Origin of the sequence: Kitasatospora sp. NPDC059462, assembly GCF_042749955.1 — a bacterium.
Classification (GTDB): domain Bacteria; phylum Actinomycetota; class Actinomycetes; order Streptomycetales; family Streptomycetaceae; genus Kitasatospora.
Map to the genome: position 1 here is coordinate 1 of NZ_JBHYUU010000011.1, position 26,170 is coordinate 26,170.

The following is a 26,170-nucleotide window of genomic DNA, read 5'->3' on the forward strand; positions in this document are numbered from 1 at the left end:
CGGTGACGATCTTCCCGTCGGACGGCTGGATCGCCAGGGCGTTGCCGATGTCGGGCAGCGAGGGGGTGCCGCCGAAGTCGGTGGTCACCTTGCCGGTGGTGCCGAAGGTGGTGTCCAGCGCCCCGGGGGTGGCGCTGGCGGGGACGGCGGTGACGAGGGCGATGGCGACGCCGGTCGCGGCGGCGAGGCGGCGCGCGCTGATCATGCGCATGACAGACTCCTCTTTCGCTGAGGGGGAGGCCGGGCGGGAGCCCGGGAACGACGGACGCCCGCGGGCGCGCTCCGTTTGCGCGCATGCCCGAGCGGGCGGGAGGGAAGGATCGGTGCGGGAACGTCTGACCGCATGACGGCATCGGTGGATGCGGTGTGCGGGCCAGGAGGGGCGTGCCGTACGGAGGGTGACGGATCCGTCCGGGGGTCAGGCGGCGGTAGGACGCCTGCCCGGGCAACACGGGGCCACCTGCCATTGGCATATGCCGGAGGTTCGGGCCGCCGACCGGTCCTGCGGAACCGGCCGCGTCGCCATCGTGGCGCACCGGCGCGCGCCGGGGCAAGGCTTTCCGGCCGCAAGCTCGCGTCCGCCCGGAAACGGCGGGCGAGCGGGGGTTGATCGAACTTCCGCACGCCTCAAGGGCTCTGTCTGACCAGCGGATTCGCCGCAGCCGGACCGCGCCCGCCGGACCTCACTCTGCCAGCGCGTTGCCCCTGGCCGCACGCCCCCCGGCGTACGCCCCCAGGTGCCGCACACGCCCGGAGCAGGACGTCACGCCTGCCGAACTCCCGTGCCGGGCAGGGGATCCGGCCCCGCGCGCGGACGAGCGCGAGGGGCCGGGACGGGCGTCGGGCCGGGGTGCTCAGCGGCAGAACTCGGCCTCCGCGAGCGCGCGTTCGCCCTCCACCCAGTCGGCGTTGGTGTTGAACGCGGCCACGTGCCGGCCGTCGCGGGTGGCCAGCGCCACCGTCGACGAGCCGTGGATGGTGCCGGTGTGGCCCCAGACGACGGCCCCGCAGTGGAGCTTCACGCTGCCGATGCCCAGCCCGGGGCCGCCGGCGGCCGGGATCATCTCGTCCAGCTCGGCCCGCGGCAGCAGCCGCCCCCGCATCAGGGCGGAGTAGAAGCGCGTCAGATCGGCCGTCGTGGAGATCATCTCCCCGGCCGCCCCGCCCCACGAGGGGTTGAGCTCGGTGGTCTCCAGTGGTGTCGGCGAGCCGCCGAACAGCGTGGAGTAGCCGAGCGCGTGCGGCCGGGGCAGCTCGACGGCGGTACCGGGCAGGGTCGTCGCGGAGAGGCCGAGCGGCCGGATGATCCGGCGCTCGATCTCCTCGCCGTACGAGCGGCCGGTCACCTCGGCGATGATCATCCCGGCCAGCAGGTAGTTGGTGTTGGAGTAGGCGCGGGACGTTCCCGGCGGGAACAGCGGCGGGTGGGCGAGTGCCGTCCGCACCAGGTCCTCGGGACGGTAGGTGTCGTAACGGTGGAGCAGGAAGTCCGGGCTCGCCAGCCGCTGGATCATCGCCGGGTCCTCGTCGAAGGAGAACAGGCCGCTGGTGTGCCCCAGCAGCTGGCGGACCGTGATCGTGGTGCCGTCGTTCCCGTTGCCCCGCACCACGCCGGGCAGCCACCGCTCCACCGGGTCGTCCAGGCCGAGCCGTCCCTCGGCGCGGAGCTGGAGCACCACGGTGGCGGTGAAGGTCTTCGTCAGGCTCCCGATCCGGAACCGCTCCCGGGGCGACCGGGGCCGTCCGGTCGCGGTGTCGGCCGCCCCGACGGCCGCGGACCAGCTGTCGTCGCCCTCCCGGACCCCGGCTATCGTCCCGGGCAGGCCCTCGGCCCGGACGAGTTCCGCCATCGCCGCCCGCGTCGCCCCGTGGACGCCGTCGCCGTGCCCCCCGTGCCCTCCACCGGTGCCGGCCGCCGCGGCCGACGTCACCGTGCCCACGGTCACGACCGTCGTCACCGCGGCGGCCACCGCCACCGCGCCGTACCCGCGCCGAAGCGCCCCCTGCCGAGCCATACCGACCTCCTGAGGTCCGAATCGCCCGTCCCCCGCTGACCGGGCCAACGGCCGGGCCGCGCAGGGTGGTTCCCGCCGTTCAGGGGGTGCCGGCGGATGCCGCCCAGCGGCCCAGCTTCTCCGGGTTGCGGACCGCCCAGATCCGGCTGATCCGGCCGTCCACGAGGTCGAGGGCGGCCACCGTCGCGGTGACGCCGTCGCGTTGGGCGACCAGGCCGGGGCGGCCGTTGACGCTGCGCTCCAGGAGGGTGAGACCCGGTGCCCGCTCGGCCAGCAGCACGAGGTACTGGGCGATGCGCACGCCGCCCTCGACCGGCCGGAGCACCGCGCCGACCAGGCCGCCGCCGTCGGCGACCATCGTGGCGGCGGGGTCGAGCAGACCGACCAGGGCCTCGATGTCCTTGGACTCCCAGGCCTGCCTGAACCGCCGCACCACACCGGCCTGGTGGGCCTGCCCGGGGTCGGGCGTCCGCGCGGCGCCGACCCGCCGCCGGCCCGAGGAGGCCAGCTGGCGGCAGGCGGCGGGCGTCCGGTCGACGATCGCGGCGATCTCGGGGAACGGGTAGCGGAAGACGTCGTGCAGGACGAACACCACGCGCTCGGCCGGCGTCATCGACTCCAGCACGACCAGGAAGGCCATGCCCACCGACTCGTCCAGGGTGATCCGGTCGGCGGGGTCGGCGGACCCGCCCCCGGAGCCGCCGGGCCACTCGGTGCGGTCGGGCAGCGGCTCGGGCAGCCACTCGCCGACGTAGCGCTCGCGCCGGACCCGCGCCGAGCCCAGCACGTCCAGGCAGATCCGGCTGACCACCGTCGTCAGCCAGGCGCCCGGCGCCTCGACGGCCTGCCGCCGTGCCGCGGACAGCGCGTACCAGCGGGCGTAGGCCTCCTGCACGGCGTCCTCGGCCTCGGCCGGCGAGCCGAGCATCCGGTAGGCGAGGTCGATCAGGTGCCGCCGCTCGCCGAGGGCCGCGTCCGTGGGCCGTCCGTCCCCGGTGTCCATGCCGGTCCCCCCCGCTCGTGCCCGCCCGCCTCACACTTCGCGGGCCCGTTTCGTCGAATCACCGGGACACTATCGATCCACCGCCGCGAGGCAGGAAGAGGGACCGCACCATGGCCATTCCGGGCAACGCCGTCGAACGCCGCAGCTTCACCTTCCCGCAGGTCGCGGTCGCCCTGCAGACCCTGGCGATCCTCTTCCAGGCGAGCACCGCGGGCCTGCTGCTCTCCACGACGTACGGCGGGACGCTGCACGGCGTCGGGGCGCGGGTGATGTACGGGGCCTCGATGCTCTACCTGCTGGCCGCGGTCCTGGCCTGGCGGCCGGGCGGCGGCCCGGCCAGGCCGGTGCTCCACGCCACCGGGTTCCTGGTGCTCGCCTCGGTCCAGGTGGTGCTGGGCATCGCCCACGCGCCGGCGGCGCACGTGCCCCTGGGCGTGCTGATGTTCGGCCTGAGCGTGCTGGACCTGAGGCGGAGCCTGTCCGCCGCCGCGCGCCGCGGGCGGTAGCGCCGGGCGGCCGGCGGCCGGGGAGGGACTGCTCCCGGCCGTCGGCCACCGCCCGCGCCGGCTCAGAAGGTCAGCGCGGTGGGCTGGGCGTCGGGGCGTACCGCCGCGTCGGTGCCGCCGTCCACGAACAGGGTGGCGCCGGTGGTGAAGCGGGCCTCGGGCCGCAGGAACTGGTGCACCCAGAAGGCGATGTCCTCGGGCCGGCCGAAGACGCCCAGCGGCATGGGGGTGGGGAAGTCGTCGGCGTCCGGCTCCTCGCCCGCGCCGGTGGACCCGAGCATCAGCGGGGTGATCACCGCGCCGGGCGCGATGACGTTCAGCAGCACGCCCTCGCGGGCCCACGCCGGGGTGACGGCCGTCCGGCGCACCCAGCGGGCCAGGGCGAACTTGGAGGTGGCGTAGGCGGAGATGCTCGGCGCACCCTCGGAAGCCCGCGCCGCCTCGGCGGGCAGCGCGGCCAGGGCCGCACGGGCGTGCTCGCGGGCCGCGTCCTCGTCGCCGGAGAGCAGCAGCTCGACCAGCTTCTCGTCGATCATCGGGACGGTGGTCGAGGAGTTGGAGCCGATCACCACGGCGCGCCCCGCCGAGGAGCGGGCGAGCGCCGGGCGCAGGCCCTCCAGCAGCTCGACCGGGCCGAAGTAGTTGATGGAGGCCACGGCGGCGGGGTCCTTCATCGCGGGGCCGACGCCGGCCACCGCGGCCACGCCGTCCAGGAGCCCGCCGGAGGCGTCCAGGATCCCCCGGACGGCGGCGCGGCGGCCCTCGGCGGTGCCGAGGTCGGCGGTGATGTCGGCGTCACGGAGATCGACGCCGATGACGGTGTGGCCGGCCTCCCGGAGGACGGCGGCGCTGGCGGCGCCCATTCCCGAAGCGGAGCCGGTGACGGCGTAGATACCCATGGTGCGAGCCTCTCGATCACTGTGCGCAGGGAGCACACGGACTGGCGGGTGCCCTTCCGAACATCTGCCAATCGGATTCCAATCACTGATTGGATGGTAACCCGGGAGCCTGTGATGCAATGGCGGCATGCCGGATGGAACAGCTCAGGACCCGAACCCGACCCCGGACGCCGCCCCGCCCCAGGACGCCGCCTCCACCCGGGACCGGCTGCTCGCGGCCGCCGAGCGGCTCTTCCTCCAGCGCGGTGCGGGCCAGGTCTCGGTGCGCGCGATCAACGCGGAGGCCGGCCTCAACCCGGGCGCGGTGCACTACCACTTCGGCTCCCGCGAGGGCCTGGTCACGGCGCTGCTCGGGCGCGAGCTGTGGCCGCTCTGGCAGGGGCGGCTGGAAGCGGCCACCCTGAGCCCCGGGGCGACGGGCCCCGCGCAGGTGCGGACCCTCGTCGCGGCCGTCGCCGCACCTTTCGACGAACTGATCCGCACCGAGCGCGGCCGGATGCTGTGCCGCCTGCTCGCCCAGACCATGCTCACCGCCGACCGGCCGCTGAGCGGCTCGCCCTGGGCGGGCACCGCCCCGTTCGAGGTCGTCCTCGGCCGGGCCCTGCCCGACCTGTCCGTCCGCGAGATCACCGACCGCTGGCGGCTCGCGTTCACCACCCTCCTGGAGGCCTACGGGCGCCCGCTCGCCGCCGAGGCGGACTCCGCCGCGGAGCCTTCGTTCCCCGAACCGTCCACCGTGGTGGCGTTCCTGACGGCGGGTCTGACCGCGCCCGGAACGGCGGTGAGCTGACGGCTCCTAGCGGGCGGGGCGGACGTCCGGCGGCGCGGTGATGCCGAACTCCGTCTCCAGGACGGCGCGGATCTCCTCCGCGCCGTCGAGCTCCCGCACCGTCACGGAGCCGTCGTGCGCGGTGCGGGTGAACCTGGCGCCGTCGAGGGCGAGGTGGCCGGCCGGGAGGGTCCGCTGCACGAAGAGGCGGCGGAACGGCGAGCGCGGGTGGGTGGCGACGTGCCAGTTGGCCATGCCGATGTCGGGCGCGGGCGCCGGGTCGAGGGTGAACGCCACCAGCTCCCGCCACGCGTCGCCCCTGCGGATCTGCAGCACCCACACCTGGACGGGGCCGTCCGTCTCCTCCAGGACCAGCCGGTGCCGGCGGCCCCGGCCGTCCCGGACCGGGCCGGGGACCAGCGGCAGCGGCTCCAGGAGCGCGTCCGCCGACCCGAAGCCGACGTCGACGAGATGGCGCCCCTCGCCCTCCCCGGGCACCCGGACGACCAGCACCAGGTGGGTGCGCGGCCGGACCTCCCCGGGCCGGGCGCCCGCCCGGACCCGGCCGGTGTGGCGGACGACGCCGTAGCCCAGTTGCTCCAGCACGGCGGCGAACAGCGTGTTGTGCTCGAAGCAGTATCCGCCGCGCCCGCCCGTGACGAGCTTGGCCTCCAGATCGGCGACCTCCAGCGACGGCACGGTGCCGACCACCACGTCGACGTTCTCGAACGGGACGGCCAGCACGTGCGCGTACTGCAGCGCCCGGAGCGTGGCCAGGGTGGGCGCCCGCCCGCCGTCCCACCCGATCCGCGCGAAGTACTTGTCGAGGTCGACGCTCATACCGCCACCGTACGGACCGGGCGGCGCCCGGGCCTCGGGCTGCGGGCGCGGCTCGCGGTGGGTCCTGCGTCCTAGGACCCGGGCGGAGGCGCCGTCACACCGGGGCGCCGGTCGGCGGGATCGCGCCGGAGGCCCGCCCTCCGCGCCGCAGGAGCCCGGTCCGCCGGAGTCGTTACGCAGCCGATGAGCCGCTGTGACACGACCGGCCGGGGACCGCGACACGGGCTTTCTACCGTCGCTCTCGACGCACCGGCCACTTCGGGCCGGACTCCGCGTCACCAGGACGAATGGAGAGTTCGCATGGCCACGCGCACCACCAGGAACCGTGCCGTTCTGCGGCTGACGGCCGTCTGCGCCATGACCGGCGCCGCGCTGCTGACCGCCGTGACGGGCGGCCAGGCCTGGGCCGACGGCGCCCCCGCGCCCGCCCCCGCCACCCCGACGGCCACCCCGGCCGTCAAGGCCCCGGCCGCGGCCGGCGACGCGGGCAGCGGCGCCGCCCAGCCGGCCCCGGCGCCGCCGACCGCCATCCCGTCGCCGTTCATCTCCGCGGTCCCGACGATCTCGCCGGTGCCGAAGAACGCCACCCGCCCGGCCGCTCCGCTGCCGTCGCTCACCCGCGAGGCCGAGGGCGGCGCGCCCGCCCCCGCCCCCGCCTCGGGGCAGCCGCAGGTCCGCGAGGTGCCCAAGGGCGCCGCGCAGGCCGGTGACGGCTCCACCGCCGGGGACTCCTCCGGTCTGCAGCTGATCGGCGGCGGCGCCGTCGCCGCCATCGGTGCCGGGGCGCTCGGCTTCGCCGTGCTGCGCCGCCGCTCCGGTGCGCGCGGCTGACGACGGCCACCGGGGCGGGCGTCGCCACGGACGTCGCCACGGGCGGCGTGCCCGGCACGGCGGGCCGAGGCCGGGCGGGCTGAACCGCGGCGTGTTCGGGGCGGCCGGGCTGCTCTGCCTGGCGCTCGGTGCGACCGTCGCGCTCTCGGACCAGCGCGAGCCCCCGGTGGTCCGGGTGGAGACCTCGGCCCGTCAGGGCGCGGGCGGCGCGGGCGGCGCGGGGGAGAGCGCACCGGTCGCGCCGGTGACGGCCCCCGCCGCCGGCGGCACGGCAACCGCCGCCACCGGCGCGGGAACCGCCGCGCCGCGCCCGTTCGCGGCCTCGCCGCCGACCCGCCTGCTCGTCCCGGCGGCCGGCGTCGACGCCCCGGTGACCGGCCTCGGCCTGAACGCCGACGGCACCGTCGAGGTGCCGGCCGCCGAACGGGCCGGTGAGGCCGGCTGGTACCGCAACGGCCCGACCCCGGGGGAGACCGGGCCCGCCGTCCTGATCGGTCACTACGACACCGCGCACGGCCCGGCGGTCTTCCGGGGACTGCCGAAGCTGCGGGCGGGGGACCGGATCCAGGTGCGGCGGGAGGACGGCAGCACGGTGGACTTCCGGGTCCGCGAGCTGGTCCAGGCCGCCAAGGACGCCTTCCCCACCGAGCTGGTGTACGGGAACACGGCGGCGCCCGAGCTGCGCCTGATCACCTGCGGCGGCCGGATCGGGACCGACGGCCACTGGACGGACAACATCATCGTCCTCGCGGACCTGGCCGAACCGGCCACCTCCGCCGGCTGACCGGGCTGCGGCTACGCTGCCCGGACGGCACCCGCCGGGGAACCGGCGGGTGCCGTCCGGACGACCTGCCGACCGGACACGAACCGGCACGGACCGTCACGAACAGCACGGACCGGCATGAACCAGCACGAACCAGCACCACCACCGCGGACCAGGAGGGCCACCGGAGGATGAGCACCGCCCCGCGTCGCACGCCCGGACCCCTCCTGGCCCTGCTCGCCGCCGCGCCGCTCGCCCTCGCGGTCGGCTGCGGCGCCCCCGGCGAGCTGCGCGACCACGGCGCGGCCGAGGCCGTCGCGCGCCCGCCGGCCCGGATCCCGCTCTGGCCGGGCCAGGACACCGCGCCGTCGCCGGAGCCCGCGGGGCCCCGCACCCCGGAGCCGGCGCCGCAGCCGGTCCCCGACCTGACCGTCCCCGGGCAGGACGTCTCGACGGTGGACGTCCGCACGCTGCTGGCCAAGGACCCCGGCGTGAGCCAGGACGAGCGGCGGGCCCTCGACCCCTGCACCGGCTGCGGGATCCGCCCCGCCGAGTACCGTGACCTGACCGGTGACGGCCGCCCCGAGCTGCTGGTCGTCGTCGGCCTCGTCGACACCGACGTGCTGCACGTCTACACCGCGTCCGCCGACCGGATGCTGCCCGTGCTGCGGGTACAGCTGCTGAAACGGTTCGGCGCCGAGACGCTCGGCACCGACCTGCTGCTGTACGAGTCCACCACCAGCTGGTCCCGGACCATCCGCCGCTACAGCTGGGACGGCGCGCGGCTCGTCCTGGCCGAGCAGAAGGTCGAGGGCGTCGGGCCGGTCCAGGAGCCCGAGCCGACGCCGACCACCACCCCCGGGGACCGGTCGACCATCCTGCGCCCCGGCACGGGCACCGCACCCGCCCCCTGGCCGAGCGTGCCCGCGGTCCGCCGGCCCGACGGCTCCGAGCCGGGAGCGGGCGCGGGATCGGGCGCGGGTGCCCCGACGGCCACGCCCGTGCCCGCATCCAAGGTGCCGCAGCCCGGCCAGCCCCGCCCGGCCGTCCCCACGGCCGCGCCCACCGCTCAGCAGCCCGCAGCCCAGCAGCCCACCACGCAGCAACCCGCCGCCCAGCAGCCCACCGCGCAGCCGCCCGCCCGCTCGGAGACCACGCCATGAACCCCACGGCACCCAGCCACCCCCGCATCCTCATCGTCGAGGACGACGAGGTGATCCGGGAGGCCACCCGGATGGCCCTGGAACGCTACGGCTTCCCGGTGTCCACGGCCGCCGACGGGCTGGAGGGGTTGGAGATGTTCCACGCCGTGCGGCCCGACCTGGTGCTGCTCGACGTGATGCTGCCGCTGCTCGACGGGGTCGGCCTGTGCCGGCGGATCCGCGAGGAGAGCCAGCTGCCGATCCTGATGATGTCGGCGCGCACCGACCCGGTCGACGTGGTGTCCGGTCTGGAGGCGGGCGCGGACGACTACGTCGTCAAGCCGTTCGAGAGCGCCGTGCTGGTCGCCCGGATCCGCACCGTGCTGCGCCGCATCCGCGTCGTCCCGGCCGCGCCCGAACCCCTGCCCGTTCCCCCGCCCGCTCGCACCGGACCCGCCGCGCCGGAGCCCGCCGGGGCCGTCCCACCCGGGGCCTTCGCGCCCGGGGCCGCCGCGCCCGGGCCCGTGGCACCCGAACCCCGCACGCCCGTCCGCAGCTTCGACGGCCTGGAGGTGGACACCGACTCCATGGAGGTCCGCGTGCACGGCCGGCTCGTCCCGCTCACCCCCACCGAGCTGCGCCTCCTGCTGGAGTTCACCGCCGCGCCCGGGATCGTGCTGGAGCGCGCCGTGCTGCTGGAACGGGTCTGGGACTACGAGTGGGGCGCCGACACCCGGGTCGTCGACGTCCATGTGCAACGGCTGCGCGCCAAGATCGGCGGCGGGCGGATCGAGACCGTCCGCGGCTTCGGCTACAAGCTGCGGCGCCCCGAATGACGCTGCGCCGGCAGATCGCCACCGCCGTCGCCGCCATCTCCGTCCTGGTCGCGGTGGCGGTCGGGCTGCTCGTCCACCAGGCGATGGTCCGCCAGCACGTCGGCCAGGCGCGCGACTCGGCGCTCACCGCGCTGGACGCGGCGCTCGGCGTCTACGGGCGCGGCGAGGACGTGGCCGCAGGCGGCCGCCATGCCGCGTTGGACGACCCGGGGCTGCCCGTGCGGCTGCGCACCCTCGCCGCCGGGGGACGGCGCGGGTCGCTGCTCGCCGAGGGGCCCGAGGGCGAGTCGGTGTGGGCGGCGGGCGCCGTCCGCGACGGGGTGCTCTCGGTGCGGATCGACTTCGCCCAGGACCGGCGGGCGATCGCCGACCTGGACCGGATCATCCTGATCACCGTCGTCGCCTCCGTCTTCACCACCGTGCTGGTCGGGGTGCTGGTCGCGGACCGGATCAGCCGGCGGCTGCGCACGGCGGCGACGGCGGCCCGGGGCATCGCCTCCGGGCGCACCGACACCCGGATCGGCGAACTCGTCGACGGCCGGGACGAGGTGGCCGACCTCGCGGCGGCGGTGGACCTGATGTCCCGGGAGCTGCACCGGCGCCTGGAGGACGAGCAGCGGTTCACCGCCGACGTCGCCCATGAGCTGCGCACCCCGCTGACCGGGTTGGTCACGGCCGCCGAACTGCTGCCCCCGGGGCGGCCCACCCAGCTGGTGCAGAACCGGGTGCAGGCGCTGCGCGCGCTGGTCGAGGACCTCCTGGAGGTCTCCCGGCTGGACGCCGACGCCGAACTGCCGGACCTCTCGGCGGTGCCGCTGGAACGCGCGGTGCGGCGCACCGTCGCGCTGACCGGCCTGGAGGTGACGGTCGAGGTGGCGGCCGACGCGTCCGTCCGCACCGATCTGCGCCGGCTCGACCGCATCCTCGGCAACCTGCTCCTCAACGCCGACCGCCACGGCGGCGGCACCATCCGGCTGCGCGTCGACGGCCACCGGATCACCGTCCGCGACCACGGCCCCGGCTTCCCCGGGGAGCTCCTGCGCGACGGTCCCCAGCGCTTCCGCACCAGCGTCCGCGAACGCGGCAGGGGCCACGGCCTCGGCCTCACCATCGCCCAGGGCCACACCCGCGTCATCGGCGCCGCCCTCACCTTCGCCAACCACCCCGACGGCGGCGCCCTCGCCACCCTCACCCTCCCTCCGGCCCCGGACGGCACCGCGTACTCATCTGCCCTCGAAAAAATACCGACATAGTGGTGGCGAGAGTCGACCCCATTCTTTCTCGCTACTGATCAAGTATGACTACTTCCTATCAGTGTCGGGATTGTTTGTGGCGGCCCTCGTAAGATGATGGAATGGTTTTTGAGGCTGGCTCGGAGAAGGAAGGGCCTGGGCCGAGGTTTGTCGAGATCGATCCGGAACTCGCCAAGGAACTCGTGTCCAGGGTTTCGGTGAACCGACGCCTGGACCAGGGGTACGTTGACGCCCTGGCGGAGGCTATGCGTCGTGGCGAGTGGCGGGTGACGCATCAGGGCATCGCGCTCGACGGACCGCTTGACAGTGGCTCCGTTCTCGACGGTCAGCACCGCCTGCACGCTATCGTCAAGTCGCGCTGCACGGTGTGGCTCTACGTGTTCGAGGACATGCCGCGTGACATCTTCCCGGTCCTCGATACCGGGAAGCGCCGCAGTGGGGCGGATGCGCTGTCGTCCACCGGCGAGAAGTACCTCCCGCTGTTCTTCTCGACCATTCGCCATGTGCTCCTCTTCAAGAGCATGCCCGACTCGTCGTGGAGCGGAATCCGGGCCCAGGTGACGAACGGTCGGATCCTGGGCGCTTATTGGGACGAGACCGATCGCTACCGACTGGCCGTGGCGACCGGTCGGAGCCTCTCCAAGCACATCGCTGCGAGCCAGACGGCGGCGGCCGTCGGGTACTTCCTGACCACCGAGGCGGCGCCGGGTGCGAACGCGGGGATTTGGATCGAAGGCCTGGTGTCGGGTGCGAACCTCGGACTGGGCGATCCGCGACTCGCACTGCCCAAGGCGTTGAAGGATATGCAGAAGCGGGGCTCCCGGCGTCGGGCAGGAATAAAGGATCAGGTGGCGGCCTACATCAAGGCGTGGAACGCCTGGGTCGAGGACCGGCCGATCAACAATCCGCGCCTCCTGCGCCTGAAGAAGAACGAGAAGATGCCGATGCCCGTAGTCCGGGTCTGATCCCTCCGGGACGGATGGTTCAGGACTGCCTGGGGTTGCCGCGGGCGATGAGGTTCCCGGACTCCCCGATCACGACCACGGTCCGGTTGAACGAGTTGGCAACCCGGCCGATGAAGTCGCGCGAGATCGGAGGCGCGTCGTGGCCCGACCTCCGGACCACGACGATGACACCGCCGTTCTCCCAGAAGGAGTGGATCGCCTCCCACCCGATGTCCGCGAACGACGCCTCCAGGGAAGCGTCGTCATCGCGCCGGCGGACTTCCGTACGGCTCCACCGAGGAAGGCTTCTTGGGGGCCTCAGCGAGTTGCGTTCGATCTCTGCCAGTCTGCGATCGTGCTGCCGGGAGAGCAGAAGGACCTCCTCCAGCATCTCGGCTTCGGAACGCCCGGGAACCTTCGGCTGCCCCTGTCCCGGCCCTGGCGCACTCGCGCGAATTGCGCTCAGGATGTTCTCCAGGTCAGGCCAACTCCGGTGGAACAGGCGGTCCAACCGGTCCGGGGAGAGGGATCGGATGTTCGCGGTGTTGTTGATGTCGATGACGAGCTTCCGCACGTCGTCCGCGCTGTCTGCGGCGACCGCCTGGAACTGCTTCAGCGGCCCCGTGAGCTCGGCGACCTTGATGCCGATCAAGAAAGGGACGACACGCGCTTGGTCGATCTCTTTGGAGAGGGCTCCAGCCTCATATTGGATCCACTCCGAGGACCTGTTCTCCGGGGTGATGCAGACGATTCCGAAATTTGTCATAGAAAGGCTGTCGGCAATCTCACGCCCACCCCGCGCCCCGGCGGAAATATCCTTGCTGGAAATCCACGGGTCGATTTCCTGGATTATGTCCGGGAGCCATGACCTCAGGGCTTCTGCAGCCCTCCTGGAGCGTTCGCCGGACCAACTGATGAATACCTTCACCGTAACCGCCAGGGATTGTCTTGGGCCGACTAGTGTTCTTTTGGCGCGGCTGGTTCACACCCTTGTCCGGAGCAGCGAGGCCTGCTCCGCCTTGAGGCTTCCGTACGAATCGCGGATGTAGGACAGGAATGGTGCACCCGGATGGCGGATCAGGGTGGACCTGGCAGGTCCCGTGCTGTTCCATTCGGCGAGCAGGGCATCGTAGCTGGTTGCGTGGGCACAGAAATCCAGGACCACCTGTGGCATCTCGCCGCCGATGATCAAGTCTCCCCGTGCGGTTACGATCTCCTTCATCTTCTGGGCGATCGGAGCGAAGACCGTCGTCACCCATGTGTGCCAGAGGGCGGCCTCCGCTTCCGGCAGTTGACCTGCTGCCAGGTCCGCCCGTGCAGGCAAAATGAAGCGAACCCGGTACTCCGACCAGGCTTTCTCGTTGGTCTCGGCGAGGATGAGGAGTGGACCGTAGAGGTCTTTCAGTTGGCTGCCGACCCGGTCGATCTGTGTTTTCCGCAGCGATCTGCGAACTTCGCCTCGATGGTTCAGGAAGTAGGCCATGGTGGCGATCAGAAAACTGGCGAAGGCCGTGATGGTTGCTGCTGCGGTCATTTGGAAACTATAGCGCGACGCTTGGCATTCCATTCAAGCATGGCGAGCAGTCCTTGAGCCACCCTTTGACGAGAATTGCTGCACAAGAGTGAAGAGTGTTCGAATTGATCTCGATAATAATACTTCTATGATGTCGCGCGTTTATCATCGACCGCAGCAGTCACTCAAGGCGGGCCGGCCGGTCAGGCGGCGGGCTGCGGCGGGTGCCAGCCGTAGGTGGCGGCGGCCCGGCCGAGGAGGAAGCGGTCGGGGAGGAGGCCCGCGGCGGTGAGCGCGAGGTCGCGGGCGAGGACGGTCAGCGGTGAGCGGCGGGCGACCAGGGCGCCGACGGCGCGGGAGCCGTCGACGATCGCGGTGGCGCGCGGGAGGCGGGCGGCGGTGTAGGCGGGCAGGCCGGCGGCCGGGTCCCCGCCGGGGCGGACACCGGCGGCCAGCACGACCGCGTCCTCGATCGCCTGGCAGGCACCCTGGCCCTGGAAGGGGCACATGGCGTGGGCGGCGTCGCCGAGCAGGGCGACCCGGCCGCGGTGGTACGCGGGGAGCGGGTCGGCGAGCTCCCGGACGTCGTGGCGCAGCACCCCGGCCGGGTCGAGGGAGGCGAACAGTTCGGGGACGGGCGCGCACCAGTCGCCGTAGTGGCGCAGGAGTTCGGCGCGCTCGTCGCCGTCGGCGGCCCGGGAGCCCTCCGGGGCGAGGGCGGCGCCGTAGACGTACACCCGGCCGTCGGCGAGCGGGACGACCCCGGCGAGCCGGCCGCGGCCCCAGACCTCCCCGGCGGCGAACGGCGGGCGCGGCGGGCGGTCGATCACGGAGCGCCAGGTGGTGAAGCCGGAGTAGCGCGGGCCGGGGTGGCCGGGGAAGAGCAGGCCCCGGGTGGCGGAGCGGATGCCGTCGGCGCCGACGACCAGCGCGGCCCGCTGCTCGCCCTCGGCGGTGCGGACGACGGCGGGGGTGCGGGCGTCGCCGGGTTCGGCCAGTTCGGCCGGCGAGCCGGTGCGGACGGTGCCGGCGGGCAGCGCCTCGACCAGGGCGTCGACGACGGCGGCGCGGGCGACGGCGATCAGCTTCTCGCCGAAGAAGGCCTCGACGGCGTCGGTGCCGGTGCGGGCGAGCCAGCGGCCGGAGGGGTGGCGGACGCCGACGGCGGGGTGCGGGGCGGCGAGGGCGCGCAGGCGCTCGCCGACGCCGAGCAGGTCCAGGGCGCGCAGGGCGTTGGGGGCGAGGGCGAGTCCGGCGCCGACGGGTTCGAGCGAGGCGGCGCGTTCGTGGACGGTGACCGGGACGCCCCGGCGGTGGAGGGCGAGCGCGGCGGCGAGGCCGCCGATCCCGCCGCCGATGACGACGGCGCGCGGGGACGACGGCTCCGGCAGGTCGCGGTGGTCCATGGGGGCTCCTCTCGGACGCGAAACTACACCTGTAGTTCCGATCGCGGGTCCGACCGTACTACAGCTGTAGTGAGAATTGGGCGGCGGCCCCGGGGAGCGGCGATGATCGGACCCATGACCAGCAGCGCCGCGCCCGCCGGCCCCCAGCGCCAGACCCTGATCGCCGACACCGCCGTCGCGCTGATCGCCGAGCGCGGCCTGCGCGGGCTCACCCACCGCGCCGTCGACGAGGCGGCCGGCCTGCCGACCGGCTCCACCTCCAACCTGGCCCGCACCCGGGCGGCGCTGCTGGAGCTGGCGATCACCCGGATCGCGGAACTGGAGTCCCCGGGCTTCGCGGCGACGGTGCGCACGCCCACGACGGGCCACGCCCGCGAACTGCTCGCCCAGCTCGCCGCCGACGCCGTCCACCAGGCGCTCACCACCGGCCGCACGCTCACCGTGGCCCGCTTCGAGCTGGCCCTCGAAGCCACCCGGCGCCCCGAACTGCGCGCCGTCTACGACCGCCTGGGCGCGGGCTTCCTCGCCCTCGCGACCGCCCTGCTGGCCGAGTGCGGCTCGTACGCGCCCGAGGCGGACGCCCGCCGACTGGTCCGCTGGGCCGACGGCGTGCTCTTCAACGTCACCGCCGGCAGCGGCGCCGGCCGCGTCCCCGACCCGGCCGAACTCGGCGCCGAGGTCTCCTGCTACCTCGCCGCACTGCTCGACGGCTGAGGTTCCGGACCCGTCTTCCGGCCGGGGCGGCCGGGCGGCGTCCGGGTGCGTGCACCGCGCGGCGGAGGCGGGGGCGCCTCCCGGCCGCAGGGCGGGGGCGCGTCGCCCGGGGTCGGGGGGACTACGCGGGAGCGTCCAGGGCCGGGGCGAGGACGGCGAAGGCCTCGGCGGTGAGCGCGGCCGGGTCGGCGGCGCCGTCGCTGTCGCTCCACCGCTCCAGCACCGCCCCGAAGGCGGTGAGCGCCATCCCGGCGGCGAGCCGGGGGTAGAGGTCGACGGCCGGGTCGCGGTCCAGCCGGCGGGCCAGCTCGGCCGACAGCTCCGCGCGCCACTCGGCCTGCCGCTCCAGGAAGCGGGCGTGCAGCGCGGGGGTGTGCAGGATCAGCCGGACGGCGTGCAGCGCCCGGTCGCCGTGCTCGCCGCAGGCGGCCAGCGGCACCGAGACGGCGTGCCGCAGGGCGGCCGAGGGCGGCTCGGCGGCGGGGCGGGCGGCCAGTTCGGCGGCGATGCCGGTGCCGAGGTCCGCCAGGAACCGGACGATCACGTCCTCCTTGGACGCGAAGTAGCGGAAGAACGTCCGCTTGGACACCCCGGCGTCGGCCGCGATCTCGTCCACGGTGACGGCGTCGAACCCCTGGGCGGTGAGCAGCCGGAAGGCGGCCTCGGTCAGCTCGTCCACGACGAGTTGGCGCTTGCGCTGGGCCAGGCTGACGGCGGGTCGGGAGGTCACCCGACGATGGTAACGCCATGCCGGAGGTGACACCGAGGAGCGCCTTGACACCGAGTGACACGAGCGGCAGCATCTGCCACATGAAGCCTTCGGAGACAACAGGCGGCGGTGCGGGCTGGAACGCCGGGCGGATCCCGGACCAGCGGGGGCGGGTGTTCGTGGTCACCGGCGCGAACAGCGGGCTGGGCCTGGCCACCGCCCGGGCGCTGGCCGGACGCGGCGGCCGGGTGGTCCTGGCGGTCCGCGACGAGCGGCGGGGGCGCGAGGCCGCCGCCCGCATCGCCGCGGAGCTGGCGGACCCCGGTGCGCGCGAGCGCCTGGAGGTCCGCCGCCTCGACCTGGCCGACCTCGACGCCGTCCGGACCTTCGCCGGCCGGCTGCGCGCCGACCACCCCCGGCTGGACGTCCTGGTCAACAACGCGGGCGTGTTCGCCCCGCCCCGCACGCTCAGCCCGCAGGGCCACGAACTGCAGTTCGCCGTCAACCACCTCGGCCACTTCGCCCTCACCGGCCTGCTGCTCGACGCCCTCGCCGCCGGGCGCGACCCGCGCGTGGTGACCGTCAGCTCGCTCAACCACCGCAAGGGCCGGATCCGCTTCGACGACCTCGACGGCGCGCGCCGCTACGCGCCGATGGCCTTCTACGACCAGTCCAAGCTCGCCAACGCACTCTTCGGCCGGGAGCTGCACCGCCGGCTGGCGGCGGCCGCGAGCCCGGTGCGCAGTCTGCTCGCCCACCCCGGTTACACCGCCACCGCGCTGCAGACCAGCGGGCCGACCGGCCTCACCCGGCTGCTCTTCGGCCGGCTGCTCAGGCCGCTCGCCCAGCGCCCGGCGGACGGCGCCCTGCCGCAGCTCTACGCGGCGACCGAACCGGCCGCGCGCGGAGGGGAGTTCATCGGCCCGGACGGCCGCGGCGAACTGCGCGGCGCGCCGACCCCGGTCCGGCTCGCGCCGACGGCGCAGGACGCGGCGGCGGGCCGCCGGCTCTGGGCGCTCTCGGAGGAGCTGACCGGCGTGCGGTTCGGCCTCGCCGAGGCCCCCGACGCGGCCTGACGGTCCGTCGGGGGCCGGGGCGCGGTGGCGGCCGCCCGTGTCCGGACGTGCCGGAACGCCGCCGCTGCCCGGTCCGGCCTCACCGACCCGCGCCGGGCACGGGCTCCACCGGAGCCACCGCTGGAGCCGTGCGGCGTGGCGGGCAGGGCGACGATCGGCGTGTCCGTCCGGGGGATCCCGACGGCCCGTCAGTGCGGGCGCTCCCCGGGGCGGGACACCTCACTCGATGGTCACGCTCACCTCCATCTGGCTCGCCCCGGGCGTGCCGGCGACGTCGAGGGTGACCCCGCTCCAGGTGCCGGTGGGCTCGTTCAGCGCCGGGTGGGTGTGCTCACCGATGCTGGTGTTGCCGAGCGACGGGTAGAGGTCGGTGTCGTCACCGCGGTTGCCCTGGCCGAAGATCTTCGCCAGGTCGCGCCGGCCGTCGGCCTGCATCAGCTCGATGGCGAGGTGTTTCTCGTCGTTGACGTTGTCGATGCTCTCGTCCACCACGTAGGCGGCTATGCCCTGGTCCGGCAGGAACTTGTCCTGGCCGCTCTGGCGCCGGTACTCGACGATGATGTACTGGGTCGGGGTCATCCGCGGGCTGCGGACGAAGAGGATCTCGCCGCCCTCGGCGACCGGGCGCAGGGTGATGTCCTTGGTGGTGGTCTCGATGCTCTGCGGCGTGGTCCAGCCCTGGAACATCCGCAGCATGCCGTTCGGGAAGACCGGGGTGTCGCCCCCGTTGCCCCAGGAACCGGCCGCCATCAGGCAGTAGTTGCCGAGTCCGTTGGACTTGCTGAACTCGATGTCGCCGGTGTCGTAGTAGTCGGCGTAGCCGCAGGCCAGGTGGCCCCACTCGTGGCAGCAGACGCCGACCTTGCAGTCCTCGGGGACGGTCAGGAAGGTCTGCACGGCCAGTCCGGGCGCGACCGTGGTGGGCTTCTCGTTGACCCACTTGGCGCTCCACAGGGCGTCCTTGACCTTGGCCGGGTCCTCGACGGCCTCGGCGCCGGTGCCCGCGTGGACGATGAACAGGGCCGTGACGTCGCCCGTGCCGAGGGCGTCGAGGTCCTTGGTGAACTTGACGCCCTGCTGGGTCGCGAGGGCGAGGGCGTCGGCGGCCATGCCCTGTTCGTTCCTCGGGGCCGTGCCCTGGCCGGACTGGTTGTCGGCGTAGAAGGAGATCGGGTGCGGCAGCCGGTACCAGCCGTGCACCTCGCCCTGGACGTCGATGCCGCCGGCGGTCGCGTCGTTCGGATCGAAGCCGCTGACCAGCTGGTAGAAGTCGTGCATCGAGCCGGTGGCGAAGGTGCCGGAGCTGAAGAGCAGCTCCTCGAAGTGCGCGGGGGTGTTGGCGGGGTCGTGCGGCTGGTCGGGGAAGTCCACCAGCAGCACCATGGTGCGGACCACGCCCTTGAGCTTCTTGCTCGGACGGGTGATCAGCTGGGCGTCGGTGCTGGGACCGGGGCGGGTGGCGCCGTCGTCGAGACCGATGACGTTCTCGCCGCGCACCCGGGAGCGCCAGACGTAGTAGTACTGGCCGAAGGTGATGAACTTCGGCAGCCGGCGGGTCTCGATCAGGTTCAGGTACTCGTCGTGGAGGGCCTGGAGCGCGTCCGGCGACAGCGGCACCGGGCAGGCGCGGGGGTGGTGGGCGGTGGGGAGGTCGGTGGAGGGGCTGGGACGCAGCGGGGTTAATGTGTAACGCATCGTGACGGCTCCTTCGAGCCTGTCCGCCCCGCCGGGGCGTGTACGGCGCCACTGGGGCGCGTGCGGCGCCCCGCCGAGTGGGCGGTCGCCGGCAATCGGTCGGCTCGCCGAAGGGTGGTCGGGTCTGGCCGGTTCCGGTTGCGAATGGGGCGATATGCGGTTGTCTGTCCTTATTTTGACGCTCCGCACAGCCGCCTGACCAGACCCGAGGGCCTGTCGGTTTTCGCCGGGTGCGGCTCAGCCGGCCCGGAACGCCGCGGCGGCCGCCGTGAAGGACGCGGCGAGCTGCGGGTATCCCGCCCAGTGCAGGTGCAGATACGAAGCGTGAACATTCTCGGCGCCCGCCGCGCCCGCGAATCCCTCGGTGTGCGGACCGGTCGGCAACCGCCAGCCCCAGGCGGGCCGTTCGCCGGCGCCCGGCTCGCAGACCGTCCGGTGGAACTCGTGCCCGCGCAGCCGGGCCCCGGCCGGGGCCAGCGGCGAGTCGTGCAGCGCCACCGCCTCGCGATACCCGAGGGTCAGCCGCTCGGTCATCCGGGCCGAGGTGTCCAGCACCCCGCACATCGGCAGGCCGTCCAACTCGCGCCCGAGGTAGAGCAGTCCGGCGCACTCGGCCGAGACCGGCCCGCCCGCGGCCGCGAACGCGGCGATCGCGGACCGCAGTTGATCGTTCGCGCTGAGTTCCCGGACGTACAGCTCGGGGAACCCGCCGCCGATCACCAGGCCCGCCGTGCCCTCCGGCAGGCCGTCGGCGTGCAGCGGGTCGAAGGGCACCACCTCGGCGCCGGCGGCGGCCAGCAGCTCGGCGTTCTCGGCGTACGAGAAGGAGAACGCCGCGCCCCCGGCCACCGCGATCCGCGGCGCGCCGGGCCCGGGAAGCCGCCCGCCCACCTCGGCCGCCGGGTCCCACGGCCCGGCGCCGGTCAGCGGCGGCGCCGTGCGGGCCAGCGCCAGCACCGCGTCGAGGTCCACCGAGCCGGCGACCAGCGCGCCCATGTCCGCCACCGCCCGCAGCGCCTCCGCCGAACGCTCCACGGCCGGGACCAGCCCCAGGTGCCGGGACGGCGTGGCGACCGCCGCCGAGCGCCGGACCGCGCCCAGCACCGGCACGCCCGAGCCCTCCTCCAGCGCCTCCCGCAGCAGCTGCTCGTGCCGGTCCGAGGCGACCCGGTTGAGGATCACCCCGGCCAGCCGCACCTGCGGGTCCCAGGAGGCGAAGCCGTGCACCAGCGCGGCCACCGACCGGGACTGCGAGGAGGCGTCCACGACCAGCACCACCGGCGCCCGCAGCAGCTTCGCCACGTGCGCGGTGGACGCCAGCTCGCCGCGCCCGGAGGCGCCGTCGAACAGCCCCATCACGCCCTCGACCACCGCGACGTCCGCCCCGGCGGCGCCGTGCAGCAGCAGCGGGGCGATCCGCTCCGGCCCGCACATGAACGCGTCCAGGTTGCGGCCCGGGCGCCCGGCGGCCAGCCCGTGGTAGCCCGGGTCGATGTAGTCCGGGCCGACCTTGTGCGGCGAGACGGCCAGCCCGCGCGCGGTCAGCGCGGCGATCAGACCGGTGGCGATGGTGGTCTTCCCGGCGCCCGAGGAGGGCGCCGCGACGACGAGACGGGGGATGTCCATGCGGTTCTCAGTGCTCTCCGGCTACCACTCGATGCCGCGCTGGCCCTTGCGGCCGGCGTCCATCGGGTGCTTGACCTTGGTCATCTCGGTCACCAGGTCGGCGAACCCGGTCAGCGCCTCCGGTGCGTACCGGCCGGTGATGACGACATGCTGGCTGCCCGGGCGGTCCTTCAGCACGGCCACCACCTCCTCCGGGTCGACCCAGCCCCAGTGCATCGGGTAGGTGAACTCGTCCAGCACGTAGAAGCGGTAGGTCTCGGCGGCGAGGTCGCGCTTGACCTGCTCCCAGCCCTCCTTGGCCGCCGCCTCGCTGTCCATCTCCATCGCGCCGGTGCGCTGGATCCAGGACCAGCCGGACCCCATCTTGTGCCAGGCGACGGTGCCGCCCTCGCCGGAGGCGCCGAGCACCCGCAGCGCGTTCTCCTCGCCCACCTTCCACTTGGCGGACTTCACGAACTGGAACACCCCGACCGGCCAGCCCTGGTTCCAGGCGCGCAGCGCCATGCCGAAGGCGGCGGTGGACTTGCCCTTCCCGGGGCCGGTGTGCACGGCGGTGATCGGCAGGGTACGGCGCTGACGGGTCGTCAGACCGTCGTCGGGGACGCTCTCGGGGACACCCTTGGGCATGTCGGCTCAGGCCGCCTTTCGCGCTGCGTTGGTGGTCGGACGGTTCTCGCGGACGAGCGAGGCGACGCCGTCGGCGCGCAGCTCGTCCAGGGTCACGGCGGTGGCCCGCAGCCGGGTGGCCAGGGTGCGCGCCAGGCCGAGCCGGACCGGGCCGGACTCGCAGTCCAGCACCACGCTCGCCACGCCCTGCGCGGCCAGCAGCCCGGCCGCCCGGTGCGCCTGCGCGACGGCGTCCCGGCCGCCGCCGGTGGCCCGGCCGTCGGTCACCACGACCAGCAGCGGGCGGCGGTCCGGGTCGCGCAGCCGCTCGACCCGCAGCACCTCGTGGGCCCGCAGCAGGCCGGCCGCCAGCGGGGTGCGCCCGCCGGTGGGCAGCGACTCCAGCCGGGCCGCGCCGACCTCCACCGAGGAGGTGGGCGGCAGCGCCAGCTCGGCCGAGGCGCCCCGGAAGGTGATCATGCCGATCTTGTCGCGGCGCTGGTAGGCGTCCATCAGCAGCGACAGCACCGCGCCCTTGACGGCGGTCATCCGCTGCCGGGCCGCCATCGAACCGGAGGCGTCCACCACGAACAGCACCAGGTTGGACTCCCGGCCCTGGCGCACCTGCTCGCGGAAGTCGTCCTTGTGCAGCACCAGCGCGCGCGAGGACCGCCCGCGAGCCACCTGGTGCGGGGCGGCGGCACGCAGCGTGGCGCTCAGGTGCAGCCGGGCGAGCCGGCCGCGCGGGCGGCGGGCCCGGACGGTGTGGCCGCCGTCGGTCTCGGCGGGGGAGCGGCGGCCCTCGGCGCCGCGCCCGGTGCCGTCCACCGCGAACAGCCGGGTGCGGTACGGGTCGCCGGCCGCGACCGGCGCCGACTCCCGGGCGGGGGAGGGGTGCTGCGCCGGGACGGGCTGCGGGGCGGCGCCGTCCTGCCCGTCGGCCGGGCCGGCCGACTCCAGCGGCGGGCCGTCGGGGCCGGAGGGCTCCGGCGCGCCGCCGCCCCCGCCGCCGTCGGGGCCGCCGTCCTGCGGGCCGTCGCCGTCCGGACCGCCCTCCGGGCCCGGGTCGTCCCCGGGGCCCTCGGCGTCCTCCGGCGCGGGTCGGGGCTCCGGCTCCTGTTCCTGCTCGGCCTGCTCCTCCAGCACCCGGTCGAGCTGCTCCTCGTCCAGCCCGGGCGCGTCGAACGGGTTGCGCCGCCGGCGGTGCGGCAGCGCCAGCCGGGCGGCCGTGCGGACGTCCTCCGTCAGGACCTCGGTGCGCCCCGCCCAGGCGGCCAGCGCGACGGCGGTGCGCGCCATCACGATGTCCGCGCGCAGCCCGTCCACCTCGAACGCCGCGCAGACGGCGGTGATCCGGCGCAGCGCCGCGTCGGTCAGCTCCACCTCGGGCAGCAGCTCGCGCGCGGCGGTGATCCGGTCCGCCAGCGCGCGCTCGTCCTCGGTGAAGCGGGCGGCGAACGCGGCCGGGTCGGCGTCGTGGGCCAGCCGGCGGCGCACCACCTCGGCGCGCTCGGCCGGCTCCCGGGTCGCGGCGATCTCCACCGTCAGGCCGAACCGGTCGAGCAGCTGCGGCCGCAGCTCGCCCTCCTCCGGGTTCATCGTGCCGACCAGCAGGAAGCGCGCCGCGTGCCGCACCGAGACGCCCTCGCGCTCCACGTAGGAGCGGCCCATCGCGGCGGCGTCCAGCAGCAGGTCCACCACGTGGTCCTGGAGCAGGTTCACCTCGTCGATGTAGAGCACGCCGCGGTGCGCCCGGGCGAGCAGGCCCGGCTCGTAGGCCTTGACGCCCTCGGCGAGCGCCCGCTCCAGGTCCAGCGAGCCGACGATGCGGTCCTCGGAGACGCCGACCGGCAGCTCGACCAGCCGGGCCGGGCGCTCGGAGGAGGCCGGCGTGCCGGTGTGCGCGCCGTCCGGGCACTGCGGGTCCGGCGCCGCCGGGTCGCAGGCGAAGCGGCAGTCGTCGACGGTCGTGATGGACGGCAGCAGCCCGGCCAGCGCGCGCACCATGGTCGACTTGGCGGTGCCCTTCTCGCCGCGCACCAGCACCCCGCCGACGGCGGGGGAGACGGCGTTCAGCAGCAGGCCGAGCCGCAGGTCGGCCATGCCGACGATCGCGGTGAACGGGTATCGGACGTCACTCATGCATGCTCCCAGGGGCCCCGGGCGCAAGGAACGGCAGCGATCCGGCCGCCGGCACCCCGCCCTCGATCAGCTTCCACAACGCGTCGGTGTCCGCGTGCTCCTCGATCAGCTCGCCCAGCCGGTCCAGCCGGGCCTCCCGCGCGGCCGCGAAGGAGGTGTCCGGCGCGGGCACGAACGCCCGGCCGGCGGCCGCCGCGACCTCGCGCAGCAGCGCGCGGCGGAAGCCGTCGTTCTCCAGCGCCCCGTGCCAGGTGGTTCCCCACACCTGGCCCGCCCGGCACCCGTCGAGGAAGGGCTCGCCGCCCTCGACGGTGACGATGCCGTGGTGGATCTCGTAGCCCTCGACCCGCTCCCCGTACGCCTCGCCGACCGGCCGGGCGAGCACCTTCTCCGCGCCGAACCGCACCCGGGTCGGCAGCAGCCCGAGGCCGTCCACCGCGCCCGCCCCCGACTCGACCTCGTCCACGATCGAGTGCGCCAGCATCTGGTAGCCGCCGCAGACGCCGAGCAGCGGCTGCCCGGCCGCCGCCCGGGCCCTCAGCACCGGCTCCAGGCCGCGTTCGCGCAGCCAGGCGAGGTCCGCGACGGTGGCCCGGGTACCGGGCAGCACGACGAGGTCGGCGTCGGCCAGTTCCTCCGGGCGGGTGGCCCAGCGGACCAGCACGCCGGGCTCCTGGGCGAGCGCGTCCAGGTCGGTGAAGTTGGACAGCCGGGGGAAGCGCAGCACGGCCACCCGCAGCACGTCCGCGCCGAGCGGGCCGCGCGCGGCCGTCCGGTCGACGACGGTGGACAGGTCGAGCGAGTCCTCGGCGTCCAGCCACAGGTCCGCCAGCATCGGCAGGGTGCCGAGCACCGGACGGCCGGTCAGCTCGCGCAGCATCTCCAGGCCCGGCGCGAGCAGCCGCGCGTCGCCGCGGAACTTGTTGACGAACCAGCCCGCCACATGCCGCTGGTCCTCGGCCGACAACAGCGCCAGCGTCCCGTACATCGCCGCGAACACCCCGCCGCGGTCGATGTCGCCGACCACCACGACCGGCAGGCCGGCGGCGGTGGCCAGGCCCATGTTGGCGATGTCGCGGTCGCGCAGGTTGATCTCGGCGGGCGATCCCGCGCCCTCGCAGACCACCACGTCGAAGCGCCGGCGCAGGTCCGCCAGGCACTCCAGGGCGCGTTCCAGCAGCACCGGCTTGCGCTCGCGGTAGTCCATCGCGCCGACCTCGGCGACCGGCCGGCCCAGCAGCACCACCTGGCTGCGGCCGTCGGCCCCGGGCTTGAGCAGCACCGGGTTCATCGCCGCCTCCGGCTCCACCCGGGCCGCCTGCGCCTGCATCGCCTGCGCGCGGCCGATCTCGGCGCCGTCGGCGGTGACGAAGGAGTTCAGCGACATGTTCTGCGCCTTGAACGGCGCGACCGCGACACCCTGCCGGGCCAGCCAGCGGCAGATGCCCGCGGTGACCACGCTCTTGCCGGCGTCCGAGGTCGTCCCGGCGACCAGCAGCGCCTTGCTCATGCCCCACTCCTCCGCATCCCGCCCAGGGCCGCCCGGAGCAGCAGGTGCCCGGCGACCGTCGTACCCAGGGCCAGCGCGCTCACCCGCCGGGAGAGCACACAGGCCCGTTCGATGTCGTCCACCCCGACCGGCCGCAGCTCCCCGCCCAGCACGGGGCGGTGCTCCACCCGCTCGCCGTAGTGCAGCGTCCCGCCGAGGCGCACGCCCACCGCGCCGGCGAACGCCGACTCGGCCTGACCGGCGTTCGGGCTGGGGTGCGCCGAGCCGTCGCGCCGCCAGACCCGCCAGGCGGTGCGCGGTTCGGGGGCGGCGGCCACCGTCAGCAGCGCGGTCAGCCGCGCGCCGGGCCAGCCCGCCACGTCGTCCAGCCGCGCCGAGGCCCAGCCGAACCGGGCGTAGCGGGGCGAGCGGTGACCGACCATCGCGTCCAGGGTGTTCACCGCGCGGAACGCCAGCAGGCCCGGGGTGCCCGCGAGGCCGCCCCAGACCAGGGCGTTGACCACGGCGTCGGCGGTGTTCTCGGCCACCGACTCGACGACCGCGCGGGCCAGCTGCTGCTCGTCCAGCGCGCTCGGGTCGCGTCCGCACAGGTGCGGCAGCCGCTCCCGGGCCGCCGTCAGGTCGCCGGCCGCCAGCGAACGGCCGATGGTGCGGGCCTCCCGGGTCAGCGAGGTGCCGCCGAGCACCGTCCAGGTCGCGGCGGCGGCGAGGGCGGCCCGGGCGGGCGGGCGGCGGGCCAGCAGCCGGTCGGCGGCGAGGGCACCGGCCGCGACGGTGCCCACGGCCAGGGCGGTGAAGGCGGTGCCGACGGCGCGGTGGTCGCGCCAGAGCAGGCGTTCCAGCCGGGCGGCGGCGGTGCCGAAGCCGGCCACCGGGTGGCCGCGGCGCGGGTCGGCGAACCGGGCGTCGGCCAGGTACCCGGCCACCGCGCCGGCGCCGAAGGCGGCGGCCCGGGTCAACGGGCGCACGGCAGGGCGCAGCATCGCGTGCGTGTCCTCACTCAGGGTCCGCGCCCTGGATCGACGAACCGGGGGCGAGAGTCTCCTGGCTTCCGGGTCGAACGCACCTCCCGGGCCTTCCAGCGGCTTCTGACGGCCCGCCGTGGCGTGTTCCGGTCGTGCTCCCCGGTGACAGTGGCGGGACCGCGCCGGACTCGCACCGGCTTCCTCTGCATGCCTCCGTATTGGCTGAAGGATCCCATCATGGGCCCGAACCGGGAGTCAACCGAGGTCGTCGGGGGTGTTGGTCACACGCCGGGCCGCCCCGCCGCAGCCATGTGATTTTCCTCCCGGAACTACCCGTACGGCCGTGTCCTGCTGGCCTCCCCCCGCCCGCGCGAGTGGACTGAGGGTGGGTCGGGACAGCGAGACCG

The 26,170-nt window shown here is 74.8% G+C and carries 25 protein-coding genes and 1 riboswitch; of the genes, 10 read left to right on the forward strand and 15 right to left on the reverse strand.

What is annotated here, in order from left to right; genetic code table 11:
* The 3 genes from ACFXAM_RS05175 to sigJ form a co-directional block, all read right to left on the reverse strand.
* Positions 1-211 (reverse strand): hypothetical protein (locus ACFXAM_RS05175; protein ID WP_380287636.1); only part of this gene is annotated, 211 nt, incomplete at its 3' end.
* A 643-nt stretch (positions 212-854) separates the two neighbouring features.
* Complete coding sequence (locus ACFXAM_RS05180; protein ID WP_380287637.1) at positions 855-2,015, reverse strand: serine hydrolase domain-containing protein; 1,161 nt, start codon at positions 2,013-2,015, stop codon at positions 855-857.
* A gap of 79 nt (positions 2,016-2,094) precedes the next feature.
* The gene (gene sigJ, locus ACFXAM_RS05185) at positions 2,095-3,018 is read right to left on the reverse strand and encodes an RNA polymerase sigma factor SigJ (RefSeq protein ID WP_380287638.1); all 924 of its coding nucleotides are present in this window, start codon (positions 3,016-3,018) and stop codon (positions 2,095-2,097) included.
* A 110-nt stretch (positions 3,019-3,128) separates the two neighbouring features.
* On the opposite strand from sigJ, the gene ACFXAM_RS05190 reads away from it, so the two are divergent.
* Complete coding sequence (locus ACFXAM_RS05190; protein ID WP_380287639.1) at positions 3,129-3,524, forward strand: hypothetical protein; 396 nt, start codon at positions 3,129-3,131, stop codon at positions 3,522-3,524.
* Between the two features lie 62 nt (positions 3,525-3,586).
* Here ACFXAM_RS05190 and ACFXAM_RS05195 read toward each other — a convergent pair whose 3' ends face one another.
* Positions 3,587-4,423, reverse strand: a complete 837-nt coding sequence (locus ACFXAM_RS05195) for an SDR family oxidoreductase (RefSeq protein ID WP_380287640.1) — start codon at positions 4,421-4,423, stop codon at positions 3,587-3,589.
* A 127-nt stretch (positions 4,424-4,550) separates the two neighbouring features.
* On the opposite strand from ACFXAM_RS05195, the gene ACFXAM_RS05200 reads away from it, so the two are divergent.
* Positions 4,551-5,213: a TetR/AcrR family transcriptional regulator gene (locus ACFXAM_RS05200; RefSeq protein WP_380287641.1), complete on the forward strand. Its 663-nt coding sequence runs from the start codon at positions 4,551-4,553 to the stop codon at positions 5,211-5,213.
* A gap of 6 nt (positions 5,214-5,219) precedes the next feature.
* Here ACFXAM_RS05200 and ACFXAM_RS05205 read toward each other — a convergent pair whose 3' ends face one another.
* The gene (locus ACFXAM_RS05205; RefSeq protein WP_380287642.1) at positions 5,220-6,032 is read right to left on the reverse strand and encodes an arylamine N-acetyltransferase; all 813 of its coding nucleotides are present in this window, start codon (positions 6,030-6,032) and stop codon (positions 5,220-5,222) included.
* Between the two features lie 300 nt (positions 6,033-6,332).
* On the opposite strand from ACFXAM_RS05205, the gene ACFXAM_RS05210 reads away from it, so the two are divergent.
* The 6 genes from ACFXAM_RS05210 (at position 6,333) to ACFXAM_RS05235 (ending at position 11,822) form a co-directional block, all read left to right on the forward strand.
* Entirely contained in the window at positions 6,333-6,863 is a 531-nt protein-coding gene (locus ACFXAM_RS05210; protein ID WP_380287643.1) for a sortase-dependent protein, read from the forward strand.
* 91 nt (positions 6,864-6,954) lie between these two features.
* Positions 6,955-7,647, forward strand: coding sequence for a class F sortase (locus ACFXAM_RS05215; RefSeq protein ID WP_380287644.1), 693 nt, complete (start codon positions 6,955-6,957; stop codon positions 7,645-7,647).
* Positions 7,648-7,817: 170 nt separating this feature from the next.
* Positions 7,818-8,789, forward strand: coding sequence for a hypothetical protein (locus ACFXAM_RS05220; RefSeq protein WP_380287645.1), 972 nt, complete (start codon positions 7,818-7,820; stop codon positions 8,787-8,789).
* Positions 8,786-9,604, forward strand: a complete 819-nt coding sequence (locus ACFXAM_RS05225) for a response regulator (protein ID WP_380287646.1) — start codon at positions 8,786-8,788, stop codon at positions 9,602-9,604. The genes ACFXAM_RS05220 and ACFXAM_RS05225 overlap by 4 nt, the downstream gene beginning before the upstream one ends.
* The gene (locus ACFXAM_RS05230) at positions 9,601-10,857 is read left to right on the forward strand and encodes a sensor histidine kinase (RefSeq protein WP_380287647.1); all 1,257 of its coding nucleotides are present in this window, start codon (positions 9,601-9,603) and stop codon (positions 10,855-10,857) included. Before ACFXAM_RS05225 ends, ACFXAM_RS05230 begins: the two co-directional genes overlap by 4 nt.
* Positions 10,858-10,958: 101 nt before the next feature.
* On the forward strand, positions 10,959-11,822 hold the full coding sequence (locus ACFXAM_RS05235; RefSeq protein WP_380287648.1) for a hypothetical protein: 864 nt from the start codon (positions 10,959-10,961) through the stop codon (positions 11,820-11,822).
* Positions 11,823-11,841: 19 nt separating this feature from the next.
* Here the strand turns inward: ACFXAM_RS05235 and ACFXAM_RS05240 are convergent, their stop codons facing one another.
* From ACFXAM_RS05240 to ACFXAM_RS05250, 3 genes are all read right to left on the reverse strand, one after another.
* Positions 11,842-12,729 (reverse strand): toll/interleukin-1 receptor domain-containing protein, encoded by an 888-nt coding sequence (locus ACFXAM_RS05240; RefSeq protein ID WP_380287649.1) that lies wholly within the window; start codon positions 12,727-12,729, stop codon positions 11,842-11,844.
* 54 nt (positions 12,730-12,783) lie between these two features.
* Complete coding sequence (locus tag ACFXAM_RS05245; protein WP_380287650.1) at positions 12,784-13,335, reverse strand: hypothetical protein; 552 nt, start codon at positions 13,333-13,335, stop codon at positions 12,784-12,786.
* Between the two features lie 182 nt (positions 13,336-13,517).
* Positions 13,518-14,720 carry an FAD-dependent monooxygenase gene (locus ACFXAM_RS05250; RefSeq protein WP_380287651.1) on the reverse strand — a complete coding sequence of 401 codons (1,203 nt, stop codon included), beginning with the start codon at positions 14,718-14,720 and terminating at the stop codon, positions 13,518-13,520.
* Positions 14,721-14,834: 114 nt separating this feature from the next.
* Here ACFXAM_RS05250 and ACFXAM_RS05255 point away from each other — a divergent pair, with 114 nt between their 5' ends.
* A complete protein-coding gene (locus tag ACFXAM_RS05255) occupies positions 14,835-15,434 on the forward strand; it encodes a TetR/AcrR family transcriptional regulator (RefSeq protein ID WP_380287652.1) in 600 nt (199 codons plus the stop codon).
* Positions 15,435-15,555: 121 nt separating this feature from the next.
* On the opposite strand, the gene ACFXAM_RS05260 is transcribed toward ACFXAM_RS05255, so the two are convergent.
* Positions 15,556-16,164, reverse strand: a complete 609-nt coding sequence (locus ACFXAM_RS05260) for a TetR family transcriptional regulator (protein ID WP_380287653.1) — start codon at positions 16,162-16,164, stop codon at positions 15,556-15,558.
* A gap of 80 nt (positions 16,165-16,244) precedes the next feature.
* Between ACFXAM_RS05260 and ACFXAM_RS05265 the strand changes: the two genes are divergently transcribed.
* The gene (locus ACFXAM_RS05265; protein ID WP_380287654.1) at positions 16,245-17,219 is read left to right on the forward strand and encodes an oxidoreductase; all 975 of its coding nucleotides are present in this window, start codon (positions 16,245-16,247) and stop codon (positions 17,217-17,219) included.
* Positions 17,220-17,438: 219 nt separating this feature from the next.
* Here the strand turns inward: ACFXAM_RS05265 and ACFXAM_RS05270 are convergent, their stop codons facing one another.
* The 6 genes from ACFXAM_RS05270 to ACFXAM_RS05295 form a co-directional block, all read right to left on the reverse strand.
* Positions 17,439-18,914: a M6 family metalloprotease domain-containing protein gene (locus ACFXAM_RS05270; RefSeq protein WP_380287655.1), complete on the reverse strand. Its 1,476-nt coding sequence runs from the start codon at positions 18,912-18,914 to the stop codon at positions 17,439-17,441.
* Positions 18,915-19,151: 237 nt separating this feature from the next.
* Positions 19,152-20,540 carry a cobyrinate a,c-diamide synthase gene (locus tag ACFXAM_RS05275; RefSeq protein WP_380287656.1) on the reverse strand — a complete coding sequence of 463 codons (1,389 nt, stop codon included), beginning with the start codon at positions 20,538-20,540 and terminating at the stop codon, positions 19,152-19,154.
* 21 nt (positions 20,541-20,561) lie between these two features.
* A complete protein-coding gene (gene cobO, locus ACFXAM_RS05280) occupies positions 20,562-21,167 on the reverse strand; it encodes a cob(I)yrinic acid a,c-diamide adenosyltransferase (RefSeq protein WP_380287657.1) in 606 nt (201 codons plus the stop codon).
* A gap of 6 nt (positions 21,168-21,173) precedes the next feature.
* Positions 21,174-23,288, reverse strand: coding sequence for a putative cobaltochelatase (locus ACFXAM_RS05285; RefSeq protein WP_380287658.1), 2,115 nt, complete (start codon positions 23,286-23,288; stop codon positions 21,174-21,176).
* On the reverse strand, positions 23,281-24,798 hold the full coding sequence (locus tag ACFXAM_RS05290; protein ID WP_380287659.1) for a cobyric acid synthase: 1,518 nt from the start codon (positions 24,796-24,798) through the stop codon (positions 23,281-23,283). Before ACFXAM_RS05290 ends, ACFXAM_RS05285 begins: the two co-directional genes overlap by 8 nt.
* Positions 24,795-25,781 carry a cobalamin biosynthesis protein gene (locus tag ACFXAM_RS05295; protein ID WP_380287660.1) on the reverse strand — a complete coding sequence of 329 codons (987 nt, stop codon included), beginning with the start codon at positions 25,779-25,781 and terminating at the stop codon, positions 24,795-24,797. The genes ACFXAM_RS05290 and ACFXAM_RS05295 overlap by 4 nt, the downstream gene beginning before the upstream one ends.
* A gap of 33 nt (positions 25,782-25,814) precedes the next feature.
* Positions 25,815-26,027, reverse strand: a riboswitch (cobalamin riboswitch).
* Positions 26,028-26,170 lie beyond the last annotated feature (143 nt).

What these genes read in the sequence shown, in the direction of transcription:
- ACFXAM_RS05270 (WP_380287655.1), bottom strand. Translation starts at nt 18,914, where the DNA reads ATGCGTTACACATTAACCCCGCTGCGTCCCAGCCCCTCCACCGACCTC.
- ACFXAM_RS05220 (WP_380287645.1), top strand. Translation starts at nt 7,818, where the DNA reads ATGAGCACCGCCCCGCGTCGCACGCCCGGACCCCTCCTGGCCCTGCTC.
- ACFXAM_RS05255 (WP_380287652.1), top strand. Translation starts at nt 14,835, where the DNA reads ATGACCAGCAGCGCCGCGCCCGCCGGCCCCCAGCGCCAGACCCTGATC.
- ACFXAM_RS05265 (WP_380287654.1), top strand. Translation starts at nt 16,245, where the DNA reads ATGAAGCCTTCGGAGACAACAGGCGGCGGTGCGGGCTGGAACGCCGGG.
- ACFXAM_RS05285 (WP_380287658.1), bottom strand. Translation starts at nt 23,288, where the DNA reads ATGAGTGACGTCCGATACCCGTTCACCGCGATCGTCGGCATGGCCGAC.
- sigJ (WP_380287638.1), bottom strand. Translation starts at nt 3,018, where the DNA reads ATGGACACCGGGGACGGACGGCCCACGGACGCGGCCCTCGGCGAGCGG.
- ACFXAM_RS05250 (WP_380287651.1), bottom strand. Translation starts at nt 14,720, where the DNA reads ATGGACCACCGCGACCTGCCGGAGCCGTCGTCCCCGCGCGCCGTCGTC.
- ACFXAM_RS05230 (WP_380287647.1), top strand. Translation starts at nt 9,601, where the DNA reads ATGACGCTGCGCCGGCAGATCGCCACCGCCGTCGCCGCCATCTCCGTC.
- ACFXAM_RS05200 (WP_380287641.1), top strand. Translation starts at nt 4,551, where the DNA reads ATGCCGGATGGAACAGCTCAGGACCCGAACCCGACCCCGGACGCCGCC.
- ACFXAM_RS05195 (WP_380287640.1), bottom strand. Translation starts at nt 4,423, where the DNA reads ATGGGTATCTACGCCGTCACCGGCTCCGCTTCGGGAATGGGCGCCGCC.
- ACFXAM_RS05295 (WP_380287660.1), bottom strand. Translation starts at nt 25,781, where the DNA reads ATGCTGCGCCCTGCCGTGCGCCCGTTGACCCGGGCCGCCGCCTTCGGC.
- ACFXAM_RS05190 (WP_380287639.1), top strand. Translation starts at nt 3,129, where the DNA reads ATGGCCATTCCGGGCAACGCCGTCGAACGCCGCAGCTTCACCTTCCCG.
- ACFXAM_RS05245 (WP_380287650.1), bottom strand. Translation starts at nt 13,335, where the DNA reads ATGACCGCAGCAGCAACCATCACGGCCTTCGCCAGTTTTCTGATCGCC.
- ACFXAM_RS05290 (WP_380287659.1), bottom strand. Translation starts at nt 24,798, where the DNA reads ATGAGCAAGGCGCTGCTGGTCGCCGGGACGACCTCGGACGCCGGCAAG.
- cobO (WP_380287657.1), bottom strand. Translation starts at nt 21,167, where the DNA reads ATGCCCAAGGGTGTCCCCGAGAGCGTCCCCGACGACGGTCTGACGACC.
- ACFXAM_RS05225 (WP_380287646.1), top strand. Translation starts at nt 8,786, where the DNA reads ATGAACCCCACGGCACCCAGCCACCCCCGCATCCTCATCGTCGAGGAC.
- ACFXAM_RS05210 (WP_380287643.1), top strand. Translation starts at nt 6,333, where the DNA reads ATGGCCACGCGCACCACCAGGAACCGTGCCGTTCTGCGGCTGACGGCC.
- ACFXAM_RS05235 (WP_380287648.1), top strand. Translation starts at nt 10,959, where the DNA reads ATGGTTTTTGAGGCTGGCTCGGAGAAGGAAGGGCCTGGGCCGAGGTTT.
- ACFXAM_RS05205 (WP_380287642.1), bottom strand. Translation starts at nt 6,032, where the DNA reads ATGAGCGTCGACCTCGACAAGTACTTCGCGCGGATCGGGTGGGACGGC.
- ACFXAM_RS05180 (WP_380287637.1), bottom strand. Translation starts at nt 2,015, where the DNA reads ATGGCTCGGCAGGGGGCGCTTCGGCGCGGGTACGGCGCGGTGGCGGTG.
- ACFXAM_RS05275 (WP_380287656.1), bottom strand. Translation starts at nt 20,540, where the DNA reads ATGGACATCCCCCGTCTCGTCGTCGCGGCGCCCTCCTCGGGCGCCGGG.